Here is a 19,433-nt window from a genome sequence, read left to right on the forward strand (position 1 = left end):
CGTAGCATTGGAGCCCGTGAACACCAGCCCCGATTCTCTCTTCGACACACTCGAACCGCTGCTGACCCAGGTGAGCAAGCCGATCCAGTACGTCGGCGGCGAATTGAACGCGCGGACGAAGGACTGGAACTCCGTCAGCGTCCGCTGGGCACTGATGTACCCCGACGCCTACGAGGTGGGTCTGCCCAACCAGGGCGTGCAGATCCTGTACGAGGTTCTGAACGAGCGCCCCGACGCGCTCGCCGAGCGGACGTACGCGGTCTGGCCGGATCTGGAGAAGTTGCTGCGCGAGCACGACGTGCCGCAGTTCACCGTGGACGGCCACCGTCCGGTCGGAGCCTTCGACGTCCTTGGCATCTCGTTCTCCACCGAGCTCGGTTACACCAACATGCTCACCGCGCTCGACCTGGCAGGGATCCCGCTGCACGCGTTCGACCGCGACGACAGCCATCCGATCGTGCTGGCGGGCGGTCACGCGGCCTTCAATCCCGAGCCGGTGGCCGATTTCATCGACGCGGCGGTGCTCGGGGACGGTGAGCAGATCGTCGGTGCCATCACCGACGTGATCGGGGCGTTCAAGGCCGAGGGCTCACCGGGCGGACGGGACGAGTTGCTGACCCGGCTCGCCGAGACCGGCGGGGTGTACATCCCGCGCTTCTACGACGTCAGCTTCGTTCCCGCCGGTGACGGCCCGTCCGCCGGTCAGCTGGCCGCCATCACGCCGAACCGAGACCGCGTTCCGACGCGGGTCAGCAAGCACACCGTGATGGACCTGGACGCCTGGCCCTATCCCAAGACGCCGCTGGTGCCGCTGGCGGAGTCGGTGCACGAGCGGATGTCGGTCGAGATCTTCCGCGGCTGCACCCGTGGGTGCCGGTTCTGCCAGGCCGGCATGATCACCCGCCCGGTGCGTGAGCGCTCCATCGAGGGCATCGGCAAGATGGTCGAGGCCGGGCTGAACGCCACCGGCTTCGAAGAGGTCGGCCTGCTGTCGCTGTCGAGTGCTGACCACTCCGAGATCGCGCCGCTGGCCAAGCAGCTCGCCGACCGGTACGAGGAGTCGCGGGTGTCGCTGTCACTGCCCTCGACCAGGGTGGACGCGTTCAACATCGACCTGGCGAACGAGTTCTCCCGCAACGGCCGGCGCTCCGGCCTGACGTTCGCCCCCGAGGGCGGGTCCGAGCGGCTGCGCCGGGTCATCAACAAGATGGTCACCCACCAGGACCTCATCAACACCGTGACGGCGGCGTACTCCCAGGGCTGGCGCCAGGTGAAGCTGTACTTCATGTGCGGCCTGCCCACCGAGACGGACTCCGACGTTCTCGAGATCGCCAAGATGGCTCAGGACGTCATCCGGGCCGGACGACAGGCCACCGGGTCACGCGACGTCCGGGCCACCGTCTCGATCGGCGGGTTCGTGCCCAAGCCGCACACGCCGTTCCAGTGGGCCGCCCAGGCCTCGCCCGAGGTGGTCGACGACCGGCTGCGCAAGCTCCGGGCCGCGATCAGCGCCGACAAGTCGCTGGGCCGCGCCATCGGCATGCGCTACCACGACGGGCAGCCGTCCCTGATCGAGGGCCTGCTCTCGCGTGGCGACCGGCGGGTGGGCGCGGTCATCGAGCAGGCGTGGCGCGACGGCGCCCGGTTCGACGGCTGGAGCGAGCACTTCTCCTACGCCCGCTGGATAGCTGCGGCTGACAAGGTTCTGCCGCCGCTAGGCGTGTCGATCGAGTTCTTCACCACCCGTGAGCGCGACGCCGACGAGGTGCTGCCCTGGGACCACCTGGACTCGGGCCTGGACAAGCAGTGGCTGTGGGACGACTGGCAGGACGCGCTTACCGGCTACGAGCAGGACGACTGCCGGTGGACGCCCTGCTTCGACTGCGGGGTGTGCCCGACGATGGGCACCGACATCCAGGTCGGGCCGACCGGCAAGACGTTGCTGCCGCTGGTGGCCACCGGCTCGGCCAAGGTTCCGTGGCCGGTCAGCACCTCGGTCCAGCGCTGATGGCCCGGCGCTTGCCGGAGGGGCCGGCGCACGTACCGCCCGTCCAGCGGATCCGGTTGCAGTACGCCAAGCGGGGCCGGCTGAGGTTTTCCTCACACCGCGACTTCGCCCGGGCCTTCGAGCGATCGCTGCGTCGCGCCGATATCCCGATGGCGTATTCGGCGGGCTTCCATCCGCACCCCAAGATCAGTTACGTCGGGGCAGCGCCCACCGGCGTCGGTTCCGAGGCGGAGTACCTCGAACTGGCGATGGCGCGGCACTGCGAGCCGGAACAGGTGCGCGCCGCCATCGATGCCGTTCTTCCAGACGGGCTCGACATGATCCGCGCCGTCGACGCCGCGGACTGCCCGCCCGGGTCGCTGGCCGAGGTGATGCAGGCATCGGTGTGGCAGCTCGAGCTGGTTGCTGATCCGCAGTCGCTGCGTGAGGCAGTGCTTGCCCTGCTCGCGGCCGAATCGGTGCTCGTCGAGCGCCTCACCAAGGACGGCCGGCGCAGCCTCGACGCCCGGGCCCCCATCGTGTCGGCTGAGATGTCGGACCACCCGGATCAAGAGGGGCGTGCGATACTGACCATGGTCGTCCGTCAGGTAACCCCGACGGTTCGGCCGGACGATGTGCTTACCGCGCTTCAGTCAGTCGCCGGTTTCGCCCCGTCGCAGCCCCCACGGGCCACGCGGCTGGCGCAGGGACCGGTCGATGAGACAGGCACGGTGGCAGATCCGTTGTGCACCACCAAGCTCTCGGCCACCGAGCTGTCGGCCACCGAGACGCTACTGAGCACTGAACCGCCTGTCGGCACCCGCTGACAGGCTGAGAAGACTTTGTGTCCCGCTCGCGGGTGGGACGCCATACCGCCACTGCGCGGCCGCATGCCGGCGAAGTAAGCCGATGCAAACGGCCCCGGTGGTGAGACAGGAGCACCACGAGCCATGCTCGATAACGAACCCATCGACAACACTGGGAACACGTACAACGCTGGCAACACTGGGGAGGCCGGCAACACAGGGTCGGCGCCGGATTCCGGAGCCCCCGTTCCCGCTAAGAAGGCCACTCGTAAGGCGCCAGCCAAGCGTGCCCCCCGCAAGACCGCGGCTCAGAAGGCTGTCGAGGCCGCCGCTGCCGAGAACGCACCGGCCGCAGGCGCCTCTGCTGCCGACGCACCAGCTCCAGAAGCACCGGCCACGCCGGTCGCGAAGGCACCGGCCACGGACGCCAAGCCGAAGCGAGCGCCCCGTGCGCGCAAGGCGCCGGCCAAGAAGGCAGCCGCTTCGGAAGCTGCTCAAGTCGAGGTTCCGGCGACAGCAACTGACGCGCCGGCAGCTACTGACGCTCGGGCCGACAGCACGCCGACGGTAGGCGACACCGATGCCGATAACGCGGCTACCGATGAGGTGCCGCAGGCCGAGGCCCCCGAGCGCAAGGCCCCGGCCAAGCGCACGCCCCGCAAGCGCACCAGCAAGGCAGCGGCCGCTGCCGTCCCAGCCACCGACCCAGCGGCCACCGATTCAGCAGTACCTGACGCACCAACAGCGGACACCGCATCCACGCCCGTTGACAGCACCACCGCCGAGACCACCGAGCCGCTCACCTCGGCAGCGGGCCAGCCGACGCTGACGGCTCCGTCGGTGCTGTTCCAGCCCCCGGCCGAAGCCAAGGCGCCCTCGCGCCGCCGTCGTGGCTCGGCCAAGGCGCCGGCTCCCGAACCGGTCGCCCCGCCCGCTGACGAGCCGACGTCGGCCGCCGATACGGACGGAACCGGCGACCTCGCCGTGGACGACCTCGTCCCGGCGGAGGAGCTCGGAACCGAGGCGGTCGTCGAGTCAGATATCGACGCTGATGCGGACACCGACGCTGATGCCGAGGCAGAGTCCGATACGGACGCAGAGGACAGTAGCGAGACCGGTGGCCGCCGCCGCCGCCGTCGCGGCCGGCGAGGTCGCGGCAACCGCTCCACCGAGGACGCGACCGACTCGACCGAGGTTTCCGACACCGAGCCCACTGAGCCGGCCGAGCTGTCCGTGCTGGCCGAAGACGCCGTCGATGAGGAGGAGGAGGAGGACCACGCGGACGCTGTGGCGGAGGCCGCGATGTCGGCCAGCGCCCGTCGCCGCCGTCGTCGCCGCCGTTCCACCGGCGCGGACGGGGCAGAGGCCGTCTCCGAAGACGACCCGCCCAACACCGTCGTGCACGTCCGCGACAGCCGTGAAGGCCGGGGCAGCAGCCGCGGCAGCGCTGCCGATGACGACGGCGTACGTGGTGTCAAGGGCTCGACCCGGCTCGAGGCCAAGCGCCAGCGCCGCCGTGACAACCGTGACTCCGGACGGGGTCGAGCCCCGATCCTCACCGAGGCCGAGTTCCTGGCCCGCCGCGAGGCCGTCGACCGGGTGATGGCGGTTCGGCAGGCCGGCGACCGGACCCAGATCGCGGTCCTCGAAGACGACATCCTGGTCGAGCACTACGTCACTCGGGCCAGCGCGAGCAGCGCGGTGGGCAACGTCTACCTCGGCCGGGTGCAGAACGTGTTGCCCTCCATGGAGGCTGCCTTCATCGACATCGGCCGTGGCCGCAACGGCGTCCTCTACGCCGGCGAGGTCAACTGGGACGTCGCCGGTCTCGAGGGCAAGGCGCGCTCCATCGAGAACGCGCTCAATCCGGGCGACACCGTTCTGGTGCAGGTCACCAAGGACCCGATCGGGCACAAGGGCGCCCGGCTGACGAGCCAGATCTCGCTGCCCGGCCGCTTCGTCGTGTACGTCCCGGGCGGCGGCATGACCGGCATCAGCCGCAAGCTGCCGGACGTGGAGCGTAGCCGGCTCAAGGCCATCCTGAAGAAGGTCGTTCCGGACGAGGCGGGCGTGATCGTACGTACCGCGGCCGAGGGCGCCACCGAAGAGGACCTGGTCAGCGACGTCGAGCGATTGAAGACCGAGTGGGAAGCGATCAGCAAGAAGGCGGAGAAGACGAAGCAGTCCGGTGACGGGCCGCTCATCGTGCACGGTGAGCCGGACCTGGCCATCCGTGTCGTCCGCGACATCTTCAATGACGACTTCAAGAAGCTGGTGGTCTCCGGGTCCGACATTCACCGGACGCTGACCGACTATGTCTCCGACATCGCGCCGGAGCTGGCCAACAGGATCGCCCTGCATACCGGCGAGTCGGATCTGTTCCGCAACCTGCGGGTGGACGAGCAGCTGGCCAAGGCCTTGGACCGCAAGGTCTGGCTGCCCTCCGGCGGCTCGCTCGTCATCGACCGCACCGAGGCCATGACGGTGGTGGACGTCAACACCGGCAAGTACACCGGTTCCGGCGGCAACCTCGAGCAGACGGTCACCCGCAACAACCTCGAGGCGGCCGAAGAGATCGTCCGTCAGCTCCGGCTGCGCGACATCGGCGGCATCGTGGTGATCGACTTTATCGACATGGTGCTGGAAAGCAACCGGGACCTGGTCCTGCGCCGGCTCACCGAGTGCCTCGGCCGCGACCGCACCAAGCACCAGGTGGCTGAGGTCACCTCGCTCGGCCTGGTGCAGATGACGCGCAAGCGGGTCGGCGAGGGCCTGCTGGAAGCGTTCAGCGAGCCGTGTGAGCACTGCAAGGGCCGTGGCGTCATCCTGCACCTCGACCCGGTCGAGAAGAACCAGCAGAACGGCGGCACGTCCGCTGCTCCTGCCGCGGTGAGCGCCGGCGAGGAGCGGATCGGTCGAGGCCGGCGGAACCGCAAGGCCCGGTCGGAGCAGACCAGCCTGCCGGAGCAGCCAGACCAGGCCTCGTTGGCCGCTGAGGAAGAGAAGCGACGCAGCGCAGCCAATGCCATCGCGGCGATCGTGGCGGCGACGAACGGCCACGAGGCGGTTGTGGCCGTGTCCGACGAGAGCAGCGCCGATCGGGTGGACAGCGACCCGGCCAGCGGTGATGTCGTCAGCAGCGACGCACTCAGCAGCGACGAGATCAGCAGCGCGGTCAGCAGCAATGCCGTCGGCAGCAGTGACGCGACGAGCGGCGCGAACGGCGCTGCCGTCAATGGCAGGCGATCCGGACGTAGGCGTGCCACCAGTCGTGGCGCTGTGCGGCCGGCCGACGAGGCCACGGACCAGCCCAGTGGCGATGCGGCGGCGGAGGCTTCCGCTGTACTGGTCAGCGAACCGGCCGCCAGCCAGCCGGCCAGTGACTCGGCAAGCAGGGAGCCGGCCGCCAGTGAACCGGTGAGCAGCCAGCCGGCGGCTGAGCCAGCTCCAGAGCGGGTCACCGGGACCGCCACGGTGTCTGCGACGGTCCCACCGCGCCCCCGGCGCAGGCGCGCCGCAAGCCGCCCGGCCGGGCCACCGGCGGGCGTGACGGCGGCTGAGAGGTAGCCGCTTTGCCTGTGGGGCAGGACGTGCCGTAATCTGTACAACGGCCACTGCTCTACGGGTGGCCGTTCTCGCGTGACGTCGTTCTGGTGCCTGACTGCAGCCGCCAGCGGACGCAGACGCAGACCATGATCTCGATAGCTGTTCGACAGGAGTGGATTTCCGATGTACGCCATCGTCAAAACCGGCGGCAAGCAATACAAGGTCGCTGTCGGTGACGTCGTGACGGTTGAGAAGCTGGACGTGGCCGCTGGCGGCAGCATTGCTCTCCCCGCGATCCTCCTCGTCGACGGCGAGAACGTCACGACCGACGCCACCGACCTCGCTGCCGTGTCCGTCACGGGTGAGCTCGTCGCCCAGGTCAAGGGCCCCAAGATCAAGATTCACAAATACAAGAACAAAACCGGCTACCACAAGCGGATCGGGCACCGTCAGAAGCTGTCCCAGATCCGGGTCACCGGCATCGAGAGCGGAAAGAAGTAGAGCCATGGCACACAAGAAGGGTGCATCCAGCTCCCGCAACGGCCGCGATTCTCACGCCCAGCGCCTCGGCGTGAAGCGTTTTGGTGGGCAGCTCGTCAATGCCGGCGAGATCATCGTCCGGCAGCGCGGAACCCACTTCCACCCAGGTGACCTGGTCGGCCGTGGCGGCGACGACACGCTGTTCGCGCTCGCCAGCGGCAACGTGCTGTTCGGCTCCCGCCGCGGTCGTAAGACCATCAGCATCGTTCCCGTCGAGGCCTAGGAGCCTTCGGTACCAGCGGAGCAGTTAACTTTCATCAGAAGGCGGGCACCGGGACTCCGGAGCCCGCCTTCTGCGTTATACCGGTACACCTTCTGCGTTATACCGGTACACGCAGTCGCAGCACGAACTTCCGGCTGCTGTACCTCCAGCTACAAGCTGTATGGACTGCCGGCGGCACTCGGAACTCCGTTCCCAGGCCCCGGGCACTGAGAAAGGAGCACCCGGCGTGGTGAAATTTGTCGACCGGGTGGTCCTGCATGTGACCGCCGGTAATGGCGGTCACGGTTGCGCCTCCGTGCACCGCGAGAAGTTCAAGCCGCTGGGCGGCCCCGACGGTGGCAATGGCGGCCGCGGCGGTGACGTCGTGCTCACCGTGGACCCGCAGGTGCATACCTTGCTGGACTTCCACCATCACCCGCACCAGAAGGCAGGCAACGGCCGTCCCGGTGCCGGCAAGCATCGCAGCGGCGCCGACGGGGGCGACCTGGAGCTGGCCGTTCCGAACGGCACCGTCGTGCACGCCGCGGACGGCAGCGTGCTGGCGGACCTCACCGGAGCCGGCGCCCAGTACGTGGTGGCCCGCGGTGGACGCGCCGGGCTCGGCAACGCGGCGCTGGCCTCCACCCGTCGCAAGGCTCCGGGCTTCGCGTTGCTCGGCGAGCCCGGCGAGGCGCTCGACGTCGTCCTGGAGCTCAAGTCCATGGCCGATGTCGGGCTGGTCGGCTTCCCGTCCGCGGGCAAGTCCTCCCTGGTAGCCGCCATCTCGGCCGCCCGCCCCAAGATTGCCGACTACCCCTTCACCACCCTCGTTCCCAACCTGGGCGTCGTCAGCGCGGGGGCGACCACCTTCACGGTTGCCGACGTCCCCGGCCTGATCCCGGGCGCCGCGCAGGGCAAGGGCCTCGGCCTGGAATTCCTGCGGCACATCGAACGGTGCGCGGTGCTGCTGCACGTGCTGGACTGCGCGACGCTGGAGCCCGGCCGCGACCCCATCAGCGACCTGGAGGCGATCGAGGCGGAGTTGTCGCAGTACGAGTCGTCCCTCGGTGACCTGCTGGAACGGCCACGGCTGGTGGCGCTGAACAAGGTGGACGTTCCGGAAGCGCGCGAGCTGGCCGATTTCGTCACCGAAGAGCTCACCGGCCGCGGCTACCGGGTGTTCGAGATCTCGGCGGTCTCGCACTCCGGCCTGCGCGAGCTGACCTTCGCCCTGGCCGGCCTCGTCGAGGAGTTCCGCGCCGGCCAAGGCGCGGTGGAGCCGGCCCGGATCGTGCTCAAGCCCAAGGCCATCGACGACTCCGGATTCACGGTCTCCGAGGACCCTGCCGAGCCCGGAACCTACGTCGTCCGCGGCGCCAAGCCGGAGCGCTGGGTCCGCCAGACCCAGTTCGACAACGACGAAGCTGTGGGCTACCTCGCCGACCGGCTGGCACGACTGGGGGTCGAGGACGAGCTGGCCAAGCTCGGCGCGGAGCCCGGTGCGACGGTGACCATCCTGGACTTCGTCTTCGACTTCCAGCCCACCGCAGGCATGGCCGACGAGGCGTACGCACCGACCCGGCGCGGCGAGGACGAACGGCTCGATCTCAACACCCGCCCGAATGCCGACGAGCGGCTGGCGTCGAAGAAGGTCCGCCGGGCGCATGTCTCGGACGAGGAGCTGCTCCTCGAGCGCGCGGTCGAAGAACGGCTGTGACCGCTCCGGCGGACCGCGGGGCGGTCGCGTCCGCGCCCCGGACCGTCGTCAAGGTCGGCTCGTCCTCGCTGACCCATCGGGGCAAGCTGCAAGCCGGGCCGCTGGATGCCCTGGTCGACGCGCTCGCCGCTCGGCGGGGCGCCGGACAACAGGTGGTGCTGGTGTCCTCGGGAGCCATCGCGGCCGGTATCGGGCCGTTGGGGCTGAAGGCCCGGCCGCGTGACCTCGCCACCCAGCAGGCCGCGGCCAGCGTGGGTCAGTTGCTGCTGGCAGAGCGGTACGCCACGTCCTTCGGCCGGCACGGTTTGACCGTCGGCCAGGTGCTGCTCACCGCCGACGACCTGCACCGCCGGGGTAGTTACCGCAACGCGGTCCGCACCCTGGAACGGCTGCTGGCGCTCGGCGTCATCCCGATCGTCAACGAGAACGACACGGTCGCCACCCACGAGATCCGGTTCGGGGACAACGACCGGCTGGCCGCCCTGGTGGCCCATCTGGTGCAGGCGGACGCGCTCGTGCTGCTGTCCGACATCGACGGGCTCTACACCGCTGATCCGCGCAAGCCCGGGGCGGTGCTGATCTCGGAGGTGCATGACGCCAGCGACCTGGCAGCCGTCACGGTGCTCGGCTCCGGCTCGGCGGTGGGCACCGGCGGGATGGCGACGAAGGTCGACGCCGCGCTCATCGCCACCGGGGCCGGCATTCCGGTACTGCTCACCGACGCGCCCTCGATCGGCAACGCGCTGGCCGGCGTGGGCGGCACGTTCTTCGCCCCGGCAGCCCGCAAGACCGCGTCGCGGCTGTTCTGGCTTCGGCACGCGACGACGCCACGGGGACGACTGGTGCTGGACGCCGGAGCGGTGCGGGCCGTCACCGTCAGGCGGGTGTCGCTGCTTCCCGCCGGGATCACCGCGGTCACCGGTGACTTCTCGGCGGGTGATCCGGTCGAACTCGCCGACGAGGCCGGCCGGGTACTGGCCCGCGGCCTGGTCGGCTTCGACAGTGACGACCTGCCCGACCTGCTGGGCAAGTCGACTCCGGACCTGCCGCAGGAGCTGCGCCGCGAGGCCGTCCACCGGGACGACCTGATCCTGCTCTGAAGTCGAAGTTTCAACACCGTTTCATGCCAGCCGCGATATATCATCGAGTGATGACCCAGCGGGACAGCAGCACCGAGCCCACAGCCGCGACCGAGACAGCCGCGACCGAGACCGCCGCGACCGAGACCGCCGCGACCGAGACCGCCGCGACCGAGACCGCCGCGACCGAGACCGCCGCGACCGAGACCGAGGTACGGGCGGTCGCGGCCCGTGCCCGAGCGGCGGCCATCGAGCTGGCTCCGCTGACCCGAGGCGCGAAGGATGAGGCGCTGCACGCCATGGCGGACGCGGTGCTCGAGGCCACCGACGAGCTGCTGAGAGCGAATACCCGCGACGTCGACCGGGCGCGGCGGGCCGGCACCCCGGAGCAGACCATCGACCGGCTGGCGCTGTCGGCCGAGCGGATCGCCGCCATGGCACAGGGCTTGCGCGACGTCGCCGCGCTGCCGGACCCGGTCGGCGAGGTCGTCCGGGGCTACAACCAGCCCAACGGCCTCGAGATCAAGCAGCTCCGGGTCCCGCTCGGCGTCGTCGCGATCGTGTACGAGGCCAGGCCCAATGTCACTGTCGACGCGGCGGGGCTGGCGCTGAAGTCCGGCAATGCCGCGCTGCTCCGGGGTTCGGCAAGCGCGTACGAGTCCAACTCGGCACTGATCGGCGTACTGGCCGAGGCCGCGGTCAAGGCCGCCCTTCCCGAGAACTGCGTGCAGCTGGTGCCGGGCACCGACCGCTCCAGCGTCGGCTACCTGCTCGGCGCCCGCGGCCTGGTGGACGTGATCATTCCGCGCGGGGGAGCGGGCCTGATCCAGTACGTGGTGGACAACTCCTCGGTTCCGGTGATCGAGACCGGCACCGGCAACGTCCATGTGTACGTCGATGCCGGCGCCGATCTCGAGCTGGCCGAGAAGATCGTGCTGAACTCGAAGATCTCGCGTCCCAGCGTGTGCAACTCGGCGGAGTCGCTACTGGTGCACCAGGCCGTCGCGGCCGAGTTCCTGCCCCGGATCACCGCTGCCCTGCAGGCCAGTGGCGTCATCCTGCACGGCGACGACAGCTTCACCCGGGTCAATGACGAGGTGTGCCCGGCGGTGGACGACGACTGGGGGACGGAGTACCTCTCACTGGACATCGCCGCCCGGCTGGTAGCCGACGTCGACGAGGCGATCGAGCACATCCGCCGCTGGTCCACCGGCCACACCGAGGCGATCGTGACCTGCGACCTCGGCACCGCCCGCCGTTTCATCTCGCGGGTGGACTCCGCGGCCGTGGTGGTGAACGCCTCCACCCGCTTCGTCGACGGCGGCGAGTTCGGCTTCGGTGCCGAGATCGGCATCTCGACGCAGAAGCTGCACGCCCGCGGACCGATGGGTTTGCCCGAGCTCACCACGACGAAGTGGGTCGTGTTCGGCGACGGCCAGATCCGCTGAGTGCGACTGCCGGCCTGGTGCGGTCAGCCGGCTCTCCCCGGCGTGGTGCGTCCCGGACGCTGACGTCACGTATTCTCTTAGCCGGGCCGGTGTTGTCCCGAATCGCATGATGGACTCGAAGAGAACGAGGCTGCGAAGTGGGCGACATCACCGGTTTCCTCAAGCACGAGCGCCAGCTGCCACCCCGGCGGCCGGTCGCGGTGCGGATCCAGGACTGGCGCGAGGTGTACGAGCCGGTCGATCCAGAACTGACCCGTACCCAGGCAAGCCGTTGCATGGATTGTGGAATCCCGTTCTGTCACAACGGCTGCCCACTCGGAAACCTGATTCCGGAGTGGAACGACCTGGTGTACCGGGACCAGTGGCACGACGCCATCGACCGGCTGCACGCCACCAACAACTTTCCCGAATTCACCGGACGGCTGTGCCCGGCGCCCTGTGAGGCCTCGTGCGTGCTCGGCATCAGCCAGGACCCGGTGACCATCGAGCACGTCGAGAAAGAGATCATCGAGCGTGCCTGGGACAGCGGCTGGGTCACTCCGGTGCCCGCATCCACCGAGACCGGCAAGCGGGTCGCCGTGGTCGGATCGGGTCCGTCCGGGCTCGCGGCCGCGCAGCAGCTCACCAGGGCGGGGCATCAGGTCACGGTGCTGGAGCGCGCCGACCGCATCGGTGGCCTGCTGAGGTACGGCATCCCCGAGTTCAAGATGGAGAAGCACGTCATCGACCGCCGCATCCAGCAGATGACCGCGGAAGGCACCGAGTTCCGGACCGGCGTGAACGTCGGGGTCGATGTGACCCCCGAGCAGTTGCGCGCCGACTACGACGCCGTGGTGCTCGCCGGCGGGGCGACCCAGTGGCGGGACCTGCCCATCCCGGGCCGCGAGTCCAAGGGCATCCACCAGTCCATGGAGTTCCTGCCGCTGGCCAACCGAGTTCAGCAGGGCGACCTGGAGGTGGCCCCCATCTCGGCGGCGGGCAAGCGCGTCGTCATCATCGGCGGCGGCGACACCGGGGCGGACTGCCTGGGCACCTCGCACCGGCAGGGCGCGCTGTCGGTGCACCAGTTCGAGATCATGCCCCGGCCACCGGCCGCACGTGCTGAGATCAACCCGTGGCCGACCTGGCCGCTGATGTTCCGGACCGCGTCCGCGCACGAAGAGGGCGGCGAGCGGCTGTTCGCGGTGAACACCGAGCGCTTCGTCGGGGACGGGGACGGAAATGTCACCGCACTGCGAGCACACGAGGTGCAGCTGGTGGACGGCACGTTCGCCAAGGTCGAGGGTTCCGAGTTCGACCTGCCGTGCGACCTGGTGCTGCTGGCGATGGGCTTCACCGGTCCTGAGCGCGCTCCGCTGCTCGACGGCCTCGGGGTCGACCTGACCGCTCGTGGCAACGTCGACCGCGACTCCGGATGGGCGACGAACGTCGAGGGCGTCTTCGTAGCCGGTGACATGGGCCGTGGCCAGAGCCTGATCGTGTGGGCCATCGCCGAGGGCCGCTCAGCCGCGGCCGCAGTGGACCGCTACCTGTCCGGGGACTCGACGCTGCCCGCACCGATCAGCCCCACCACGGCGGCCCAGCGCTGACCAACCCACGCCGCACGGTTAGCCACCCGCCCGTCGGGTTAGCCACCCGCCCGTCGGGTTAGCCACCCGCCCGTCGGGTTAGCCACGCGGGTTAGCCGTACGCCGACGGCCGGCCGTGGCGAGCCGCTCTCGTAGGATGCCCGCCATGACGTTGGCCCCCATTCCGCCCCGCACCGACGGCGACACCTCACCCGCGATCTCGGTGCCGGCCACCAGGGCTCGCAGGGTCGGCATCATGGGCGGTACGTTCGACCCGATCCACCACGGGCACCTCGTCGCGGCCAGCGAGGTGGCCGACCTCTTCGACCTCGACGAGGTGGTGTTCGTCCCCACCGGCCGGCCGTGGCAGAAGGCGGAGCGGCAGGTCAGCGCCGCCGAGCACCGGTACCTGATGACGGTGGTGGCCACGGCCTCGAACCCCAGCTTCTGGGTCAGCCGGGTGGACATCGACCGGCCCGGGCCTACGTACACCGTGGACACCGTCCGCGACATCTCGGCACTCCGGCCGGGGGCGGAGCTGTTCTTCATCACCGGGGCGGACGCCCTGCAGGCGATCCTGTCGTGGAAGGACGCCGACGAGCTGTTCACGATGTGTCACCTGGTGGGGGTGACCCGGCCGGGTTACCACCTGTCCAGCGAGCATCTGCCCAGCGACAGCGTCACCCTGCTGGACGTGCCCGCCATGGCGATCTCGTCCTCGGCGGTCCGGGACCGGGTCCGCGCCTTCCGTCCGGCGTGGTACCTGGTTCCGGACGGCGTGGTGCAGTACATCGGCAAGTACGCCCTCTACCGTGGCTGATGACGCTGAGGGAACCTGCTGCTCAGCGCAGGCCGGGCCGCACCCGTCCGTAGCCGATCTCGTCGCTGAAGCTGCCGTCGGGGTTGCGCAACCGGGCCTGGAACAGCGCGTCGCGGGTGAAGCCGGCCGCCTCGGCCGAGCGGGCGGAGGCGACGTTCCCCACCTTGCAGCCGAGCTCCAGCCGTGCGGTGGAGGTCTGTGAGAAGACCCAGCCGGCCACCAGGTTCAGGGCCCGGGTGGTGAACCGGCGACCCCGGAACTCCGGGAGCACGCCGTAGCCGATGCCGAGCAGGTCCGGTGGGCCGACCGTTCGTAACGTGAGCACGCCGGCCCCGACCCCGGTGGCGGCATCGCAGATCAGCAGCATGGCGCGGCGGCCGGTGAGCCACATCAGGGCGGCCCCGTTGGCGAGCTCTGTCGCGGCCACCTCGGTCAGCGGCTCACCGCCGAATCCCCAGGCGCGAGACAGCTCGTTGTTCGTCTCGGCCTGCAGCGTCCTCCAGTCCGACCCGGTGACCGGGCGCATCGTCACCACGCCGTCGGTGAGTTCGGTGAGCGCCGGCCAACCAGCGGCCACCGGCTCCCCTGAGTCGCCGGCGAGCCGCGCGAAGACCGCGCTGTCGCACGGACCGTCCGGACCGGGCAGGTAACCGCGCAGGACGCCCTCGAAGCCGAAGCCCGCGCGCAAGGCCACCCTCGCCGAGGCGGTGTTGCGGGGGTCGCACTGGATCTGGATGCGCCCCAGGCCGGCGGCGAAGCCGAACCGGGCCAGCGTCGAGGTGGCCTCCGTCGCGTAGCCGCGGCTCCAGAAGTTCGAGGCGATCCAGTATCCGATCTCAGCGCTGGCCCGTCCCGACACCGGAAAGTTCAGGGACGCGCTGCCCACCAGCTCGCCGGTGGTGTTCTCGGCCACGGCGCAGTCCAGGCTGCTGCCTCGGCCACGACCGGCCGTGCCGCCCTCTGTGACGAACGCGACGGCGTCCTGAGCGGTGTAGGGCGTCGGTAGTAAGGGCAGGTAGGCGCTCATCCGCCGATCCGCCATGACGGATTGCACGGCCGGGGCATCAGAACGCTGCCAAGGCCGCAGCGTCAGCCGTCCACCGTGCAGCACCAGGCCGTCGAGCTCGATGCCGTTCCATTCCGCCATGGCACCCAGATTGCCAGATTGTCGACATTGAAGTTCACCGCCGAGACAGGGCACGTACGATGAGGGTGTGGTACTTCATAAACTGCTGCGCGCCGGCGAAGGCAAGATCGTCAGGCGGCTCAATTCCATCGCTGATCACATCGAGACGCTCGAAGAGGATTACGTCGATCTGACGGACGCCGAGCTTCGCGCGCTGACCGATCAGTTCAAAGAGCGCTACGGCGACGGCGAGACGCTGGACGAGCTGTTGCCCGAGGCGTTCGCGGTCGTGCGCGAGGCCGCCCGCCGCACGCTGGGGCAGTTCCACTACAAGGTGCAGCTGATGGGTGGCGCCGCGATGCACCTGGGCAACATCGCCGAGATGAAGACCGGTGAGGGCAAGACCCTGGTCTCGACGCTGCCGGCCTACCTGAACGCACTGTCCGGTGAGGGCGTGCACGTGGTCACCACGAACGACTACCTCGCCTCCCGGGACGGCGACTGGATGGGCCGGGTGCACCGGTTCCTCGGCCTGTCGGTGGGCAAGATCCTGTCGAACATGACACCTGAGGAGCGGCGCGCGTCCTATGCCGCCGACATCACCTATGGCACGAACAACGAGTTCGGCTTCGACTACCTGCGCGACAACATGGCGTGGTCCCTGGACGACCTGGTGCAGCGCGGCCACAACTTCGCCGTCGTCGACGAGGTCGACTCGATCCTGATCGACGAGGCCCGGACGCCGCTGATCATCTCCGGCCCGGCCGATGAGAACCAGCGCTGGTACCCGGAGTTCGCCCGGCTGGCGCCACGAATGCGCAAGGACGAGCACTACGAGGTCGAAGAGGGCAAGCGCACCATCGCGGTCACCGAGGCCGGCGTCGAGTTCGTCGAGGACCAGCTGGGCATCGACAACCTCTATGAGGCGGCCAACACGCCGCTGGTCGGTTATCTGAACAACGCCCTGAAGGCCAAGGAGCTCTACAAGCGCGACCGTGACTACATCGTCCGCGAGGGCGAGGTGCTGATCGTCGACGAGTTCACCGGACGGGTGCTGGCCGGCCGGCGCTACAACGAGGGCATGCACCAGGCGATCGAGGCGAAAGAGGGTGTGCAGATCCAGCAGGAGAACCAGACCCTGGCCACCATCACCCTGCAGAACTACTTCCGGCTCTACTCCAAGCTGTCCGGCATGACCGGAACCGCTCAGACCGAGGCTGCCGAGCTGCACCAGATCTACAAGCTGGGCGTGGTGCCGATTCCCACCAACCGCCCGATGGTGCGCCTCGATGACACCGACCTGATCTACAAGAACGAGGACGCCAAGTTCGCCGCGGTGGTGGACGACATCGCCGAGCGCCACGACAGGGGCCAGCCGGTCCTGGTCGGCACCGCGAGCGTCGCCAAGTCCGAGCTGCTGGCCAATCTGCTGCTGCGCCGCGGCATCCCGCACGAGGTGCTCAACGCCAAGCAGCACGACCGCGAGGCGGCGATCGTCGCGATGGCCGGGCGCAAGGGCGCGGTCACGGTGGCGACCAACATGGCGGGCCGCGGTACCGACATCATGCTCGGCGGCAACCCCGAGTTCATGGCCGACAGCGAGCTCCGCGAGCTGGGGCTGAGCCCAGCCGACACGCCCGAGGAGTACGAGGCCGCCTGGCCCGGTGCGCTGAGCAAGGCAAAAGAGGCGGTGGCCCGCGAACACGACGACGTCGTGGAACTGGGCGGCCTGTACGTCCTGGGCACCGAGCGGCACGAGTCGCGCCGTATCGACAACCAGCTCCGCGGTCGGTCGGGCCGGCAGGGAGACCCGGGCCTGTCCCGCTTCTACCTCTCACTCGGTGACGACCTCATGGTGCGGTTCAACGGCGAGCGCATCGCCACCATCATGAACTTCCTGCGGCTGCCCGAAGACACCCCGATCGAGAACAAGCAGGTGTCCAAGGCGATCCAGTCGGCCCAGACGCAGGTCGAGGGCCAGAACTTCGAGATCCGCAAGAACGTCCTGAAGTACGACGAGGTTCTCAACAAGCAGCGCACGGTCATCTACGACGAGCGCCGGCGGGTGCTGTCCGGTGCCGACCTGAGCGACCAGATCCGGCCGATGATCACCGACGTCGTCACCTCCTACGTCGAGGGCGCGACGTCCTCGGGCTACCCGGAGGACTGGGACCTCGACCAGCTGTGGGTCGCGCTGAAGACGCTCTACCCGATCTCGCTCACTCCTGACGAGGCGATCAAGACCGCGGGCGGTGAGCGCAACGACCTCTCCCGCGAATTCCTGGTGGAAGAGATCGTGGCCGACGCCCAGGCCGCCTACTACCAGCGTGAGTCCGAGCTCGGCGAAGAGGTCACCCGCGAGCTCGAGCGCCGGGTGCTGCTGTCGGTGCTGGACCGCAAGTGGCGTGAGCACCTGTACGAGATGGACTACCTGCAAGAGGGCATCGGCCTTCGCGCGATGGCACAGCGGGACCCTCTGGTCGAGTACCAGAAAGAGGGCTTCGACATGTTCAGGGCCATGATGGACGCGATCCAGGAGGAGTCGGTCGGCTTCCTGTTCAACCTCGAGGTGCAGGTCGACGCCGATGAGCCTGAGGCCGGGGCGTCGGCCGAGCTGGTGGTTCCCGACTCCGAGGGCGAGCTTACCGACGTCACGGCCGCGCGGCCGGAGATCAAGGCCGGACTGTCCGACCTCGATCCCGACACCGCGTCCGGCGAGGTTGAGAACGAGGAGCATCCCACCGTTCTGGCAAAGGGTCTCGGGCCGTCGGGTGACGGGGTGCCGTTGACCTACAGCGCACCGGCGCTCGGCTCGGATACCCCTGAGGTGCACACCGAGGACGGTCACCCGGCCGCTGAGGCCAGCCGGGGCGCCATTGCTGAGGCGAACCAGGGCGCCGCGACGAAGCAGCGGCGGCCCAATCCCAACCGGGGTAGCCGGGGGAACAAGCGCAAGCGCTGACCTGTGACGGGCTGGGTGGCGTCCGTGCTGTCCGGTTCGCACATTGGTCTGGACCAGTTTTGCCGGTTGGTGGCCACTCGCGCCCGAATTCGGGCTACCACCAGGCAAATCTAAATTGGACTAGACCAAAGTATTGACAGCGCCTTCCGTGTTGGTGCACATTCTCTCTATTGGCGCGATCTCTTCCCAGAGTTCCCGCTAACCGAACGGCACAACAGTGCCGAGCGGCGAGAGCGCCCGTCCGGCGCGACCCCCCACGCAGGTGCCGGACGAGGGTGCAACCCGTGCCCCAGGAGAACGAAATGAAGCGAGCACACCTCGCGTCGGCCCTGCTGGCGGTGACCGTGGCCGCTGGTGTCAGCGCCGCGGCCACCGGCAACGCCGACGCAGGAGTCACCCGGCCTGCCGCGGTCACTCCGGCCGCGACCCTCAGCAGCAACTGGTACGCCTCGGCGCCGTACCTGATGCCGCAGAGCAACAACCCGCCCGACCCGACGGTCGTCATGGCCGCTACGGGACAGAAGGCGTTCCAGCTCGCGTTCATCCTGGCGCCCAACGGCGGTGGCTGTAGCCCCACCTGGGACGGGACCAGCGCCGTCTCCTCCGACACCGTGGTCGCGGGGGTCATCAACAAGATCCGTGGCGCCGGCGGCGACGTCTCGGTGTCCGTCGGCGGTTACGGCGGCACCAAGCTCGGCCAGAACTGCGCCGATGTGGCCTCTACCGCGGCCGCGTACCAGCAGGTGATCACCAAGTACGGCCTGAAGGCGATCGACTTCGACCTCGAGGAGCCCGAGTACGAGAACACCGCGGCGATCGCGAATGAACTGGGCGCCGCGAAGACCCTGCAGGCGAACAACCCGGGCCTCTTCATCTCGATCACCATGCCGGGAACGACCTCGGGCACCGGCTACTTCGGCACCCAGCTGATCGATGCGGCAAAATCGATCGGCTTCACTCCGAACAACTACTCGATCATGCCCTTCGACGGTGGGTTCAACGGCGGGTCATCGCAGGTTGCGGCTCTCGAGTCGTTCCACAGCCTGCTGATGAGCCACCTGGGCTGGAGCTCGGCCACCGCGTACGCCCACGAGGGCTTCTCCGGCATGAACGGTAAGTCCGACGCCTCGGAGATGTTCTACCAGGCCGACTTCCAGACCGTTCTCGACTATGCGACCAGTCACGGCCTGGGCCGGTTCACCTTCTGGTCGGTCAACCGGGACCGACCGTGTGGCTCCACCACCGACAACGGCGTGTGCAGCAACGTCCCGCAGAATGCCTGGGACTTCACCAAGTTCACCACGAAGTTCGCCGGTGCGACCCCGCCTACCAGCACTCCGCCTACCAGCACACCTCCGCCGACGACCACACCTCCGCCGACGACCACGCCGCCGACGACCACGCCTCCGCCGACCACCGGCACGTGCACGATTGCGGCCTGGAGCTCGACGGTCGCCTACAACGGCGGGGCGGTGGTGTCGTACAACCAGCACAAGTGGACCGCCAAGTGGTGGAGCCAGGCCGACGTACCGGGTGGCGCCGCTGGCGTATGGACGGACAACGGCACCTGCTGAGCTCAACGCGCGCCTGGTTCTCCAAGTGCACCGAAGCCCGACTCGATCGCAACGCACA

General features: G+C 69.0%; 13 protein-coding genes. 12 read left to right on the plus strand and 1 reads right to left on the minus strand.

Going from position 1 to position 19,433, the window contains the following annotated elements; translation table 11 throughout:
• The first annotated feature begins 16 nt into the window (after positions 1–16).
• From RM423_RS03745 to nadD, 10 genes are all read left to right on the plus strand, one after another.
• The gene (locus RM423_RS03745; protein WP_311421648.1) at positions 17–2,008 is read left to right on the plus strand and encodes a TIGR03960 family B12-binding radical SAM protein; all 1,992 of its coding nucleotides are present in this window, start codon (positions 17–19) and stop codon (positions 2,006–2,008) included.
• The gene (locus RM423_RS03750; RefSeq protein WP_396327586.1) at positions 2,008–2,814 is read left to right on the plus strand and encodes a TIGR03936 family radical SAM-associated protein; all 807 of its coding nucleotides are present in this window, start codon (positions 2,008–2,010) and stop codon (positions 2,812–2,814) included. The genes RM423_RS03745 and RM423_RS03750 overlap by 1 nt, the downstream gene beginning before the upstream one ends.
• A gap of 123 nt (positions 2,815–2,937) precedes the next feature.
• Positions 2,938–6,360, plus strand: coding sequence for a ribonuclease E/G (locus tag RM423_RS03755; RefSeq protein WP_311421650.1), 3,423 nt, complete (start codon positions 2,938–2,940; stop codon positions 6,358–6,360).
• Positions 6,361–6,522: 162 nt separating this feature from the next.
• A complete protein-coding gene (gene rplU / locus RM423_RS03760; protein WP_311421651.1) occupies positions 6,523–6,840 on the plus strand; it encodes a 50S ribosomal protein L21 in 318 nt (105 codons plus the stop codon).
• A 4-nt stretch (positions 6,841–6,844) separates the two neighbouring features.
• The gene (gene rpmA, locus RM423_RS03765) at positions 6,845–7,102 is read left to right on the plus strand and encodes a 50S ribosomal protein L27 (protein WP_311421652.1); all 258 of its coding nucleotides are present in this window, start codon (positions 6,845–6,847) and stop codon (positions 7,100–7,102) included.
• Positions 7,103–7,328: 226 nt separating this feature from the next.
• Complete coding sequence (gene obgE / locus RM423_RS03770) at positions 7,329–8,798, plus strand: GTPase ObgE (RefSeq protein ID WP_311421653.1); 1,470 nt, start codon at positions 7,329–7,331, stop codon at positions 8,796–8,798.
• The gene (proB, locus tag RM423_RS03775) at positions 8,795–9,898 is read left to right on the plus strand and encodes a glutamate 5-kinase (RefSeq protein ID WP_311421654.1); all 1,104 of its coding nucleotides are present in this window, start codon (positions 8,795–8,797) and stop codon (positions 9,896–9,898) included. Before obgE ends, proB begins: the two co-directional genes overlap by 4 nt.
• A 50-nt stretch (positions 9,899–9,948) precedes the next feature.
• Positions 9,949–11,325, plus strand: a complete 1,377-nt coding sequence (locus tag RM423_RS03780) for a glutamate-5-semialdehyde dehydrogenase (protein ID WP_311421655.1) — start codon at positions 9,949–9,951, stop codon at positions 11,323–11,325.
• A 137-nt stretch (positions 11,326–11,462) separates the two neighbouring features.
• Positions 11,463–12,914 carry a glutamate synthase subunit beta gene (locus RM423_RS03785; protein WP_311421656.1) on the plus strand — a complete coding sequence of 484 codons (1,452 nt, stop codon included), beginning with the start codon at positions 11,463–11,465 and terminating at the stop codon, positions 12,912–12,914.
• 145 nt (positions 12,915–13,059) lie between these two features.
• Positions 13,060–13,713: a nicotinate-nucleotide adenylyltransferase gene (gene nadD / locus RM423_RS03790; RefSeq protein WP_311421657.1), complete on the plus strand. Its 654-nt coding sequence runs from the start codon at positions 13,060–13,062 to the stop codon at positions 13,711–13,713.
• 22 nt (positions 13,714–13,735) lie between these two features.
• Here nadD and RM423_RS03795 read toward each other — a convergent pair whose 3' ends face one another.
• Entirely contained in the window at positions 13,736–14,860 is a 1,125-nt protein-coding gene (locus tag RM423_RS03795) for a GNAT family N-acetyltransferase (RefSeq protein WP_311421658.1), read from the minus strand.
• 67 nt (positions 14,861–14,927) lie between these two features.
• Between RM423_RS03795 and secA the strand changes: the two genes are divergently transcribed.
• Together secA and RM423_RS03805 are read left to right on the plus strand one after the other, a co-directional pair.
• Positions 14,928–17,801, plus strand: a complete 2,874-nt coding sequence (gene secA / locus RM423_RS03800) for a preprotein translocase subunit SecA (RefSeq protein WP_311421659.1) — start codon at positions 14,928–14,930, stop codon at positions 17,799–17,801.
• Positions 17,802–18,103: 302 nt separating this feature from the next.
• A complete protein-coding gene (locus RM423_RS03805; RefSeq protein ID WP_311421660.1) occupies positions 18,104–19,375 on the plus strand; it encodes a chitinase in 1,272 nt (423 codons plus the stop codon).
• Positions 19,376–19,433: the final 58 nt, after the last annotated feature.

Source organism: Jatrophihabitans lederbergiae (assembly GCF_031845305.1).
Classification (GTDB): domain Bacteria; phylum Actinomycetota; class Actinomycetes; order Mycobacteriales; family Jatrophihabitantaceae; genus Jatrophihabitans_A; species Jatrophihabitans_A lederbergiae.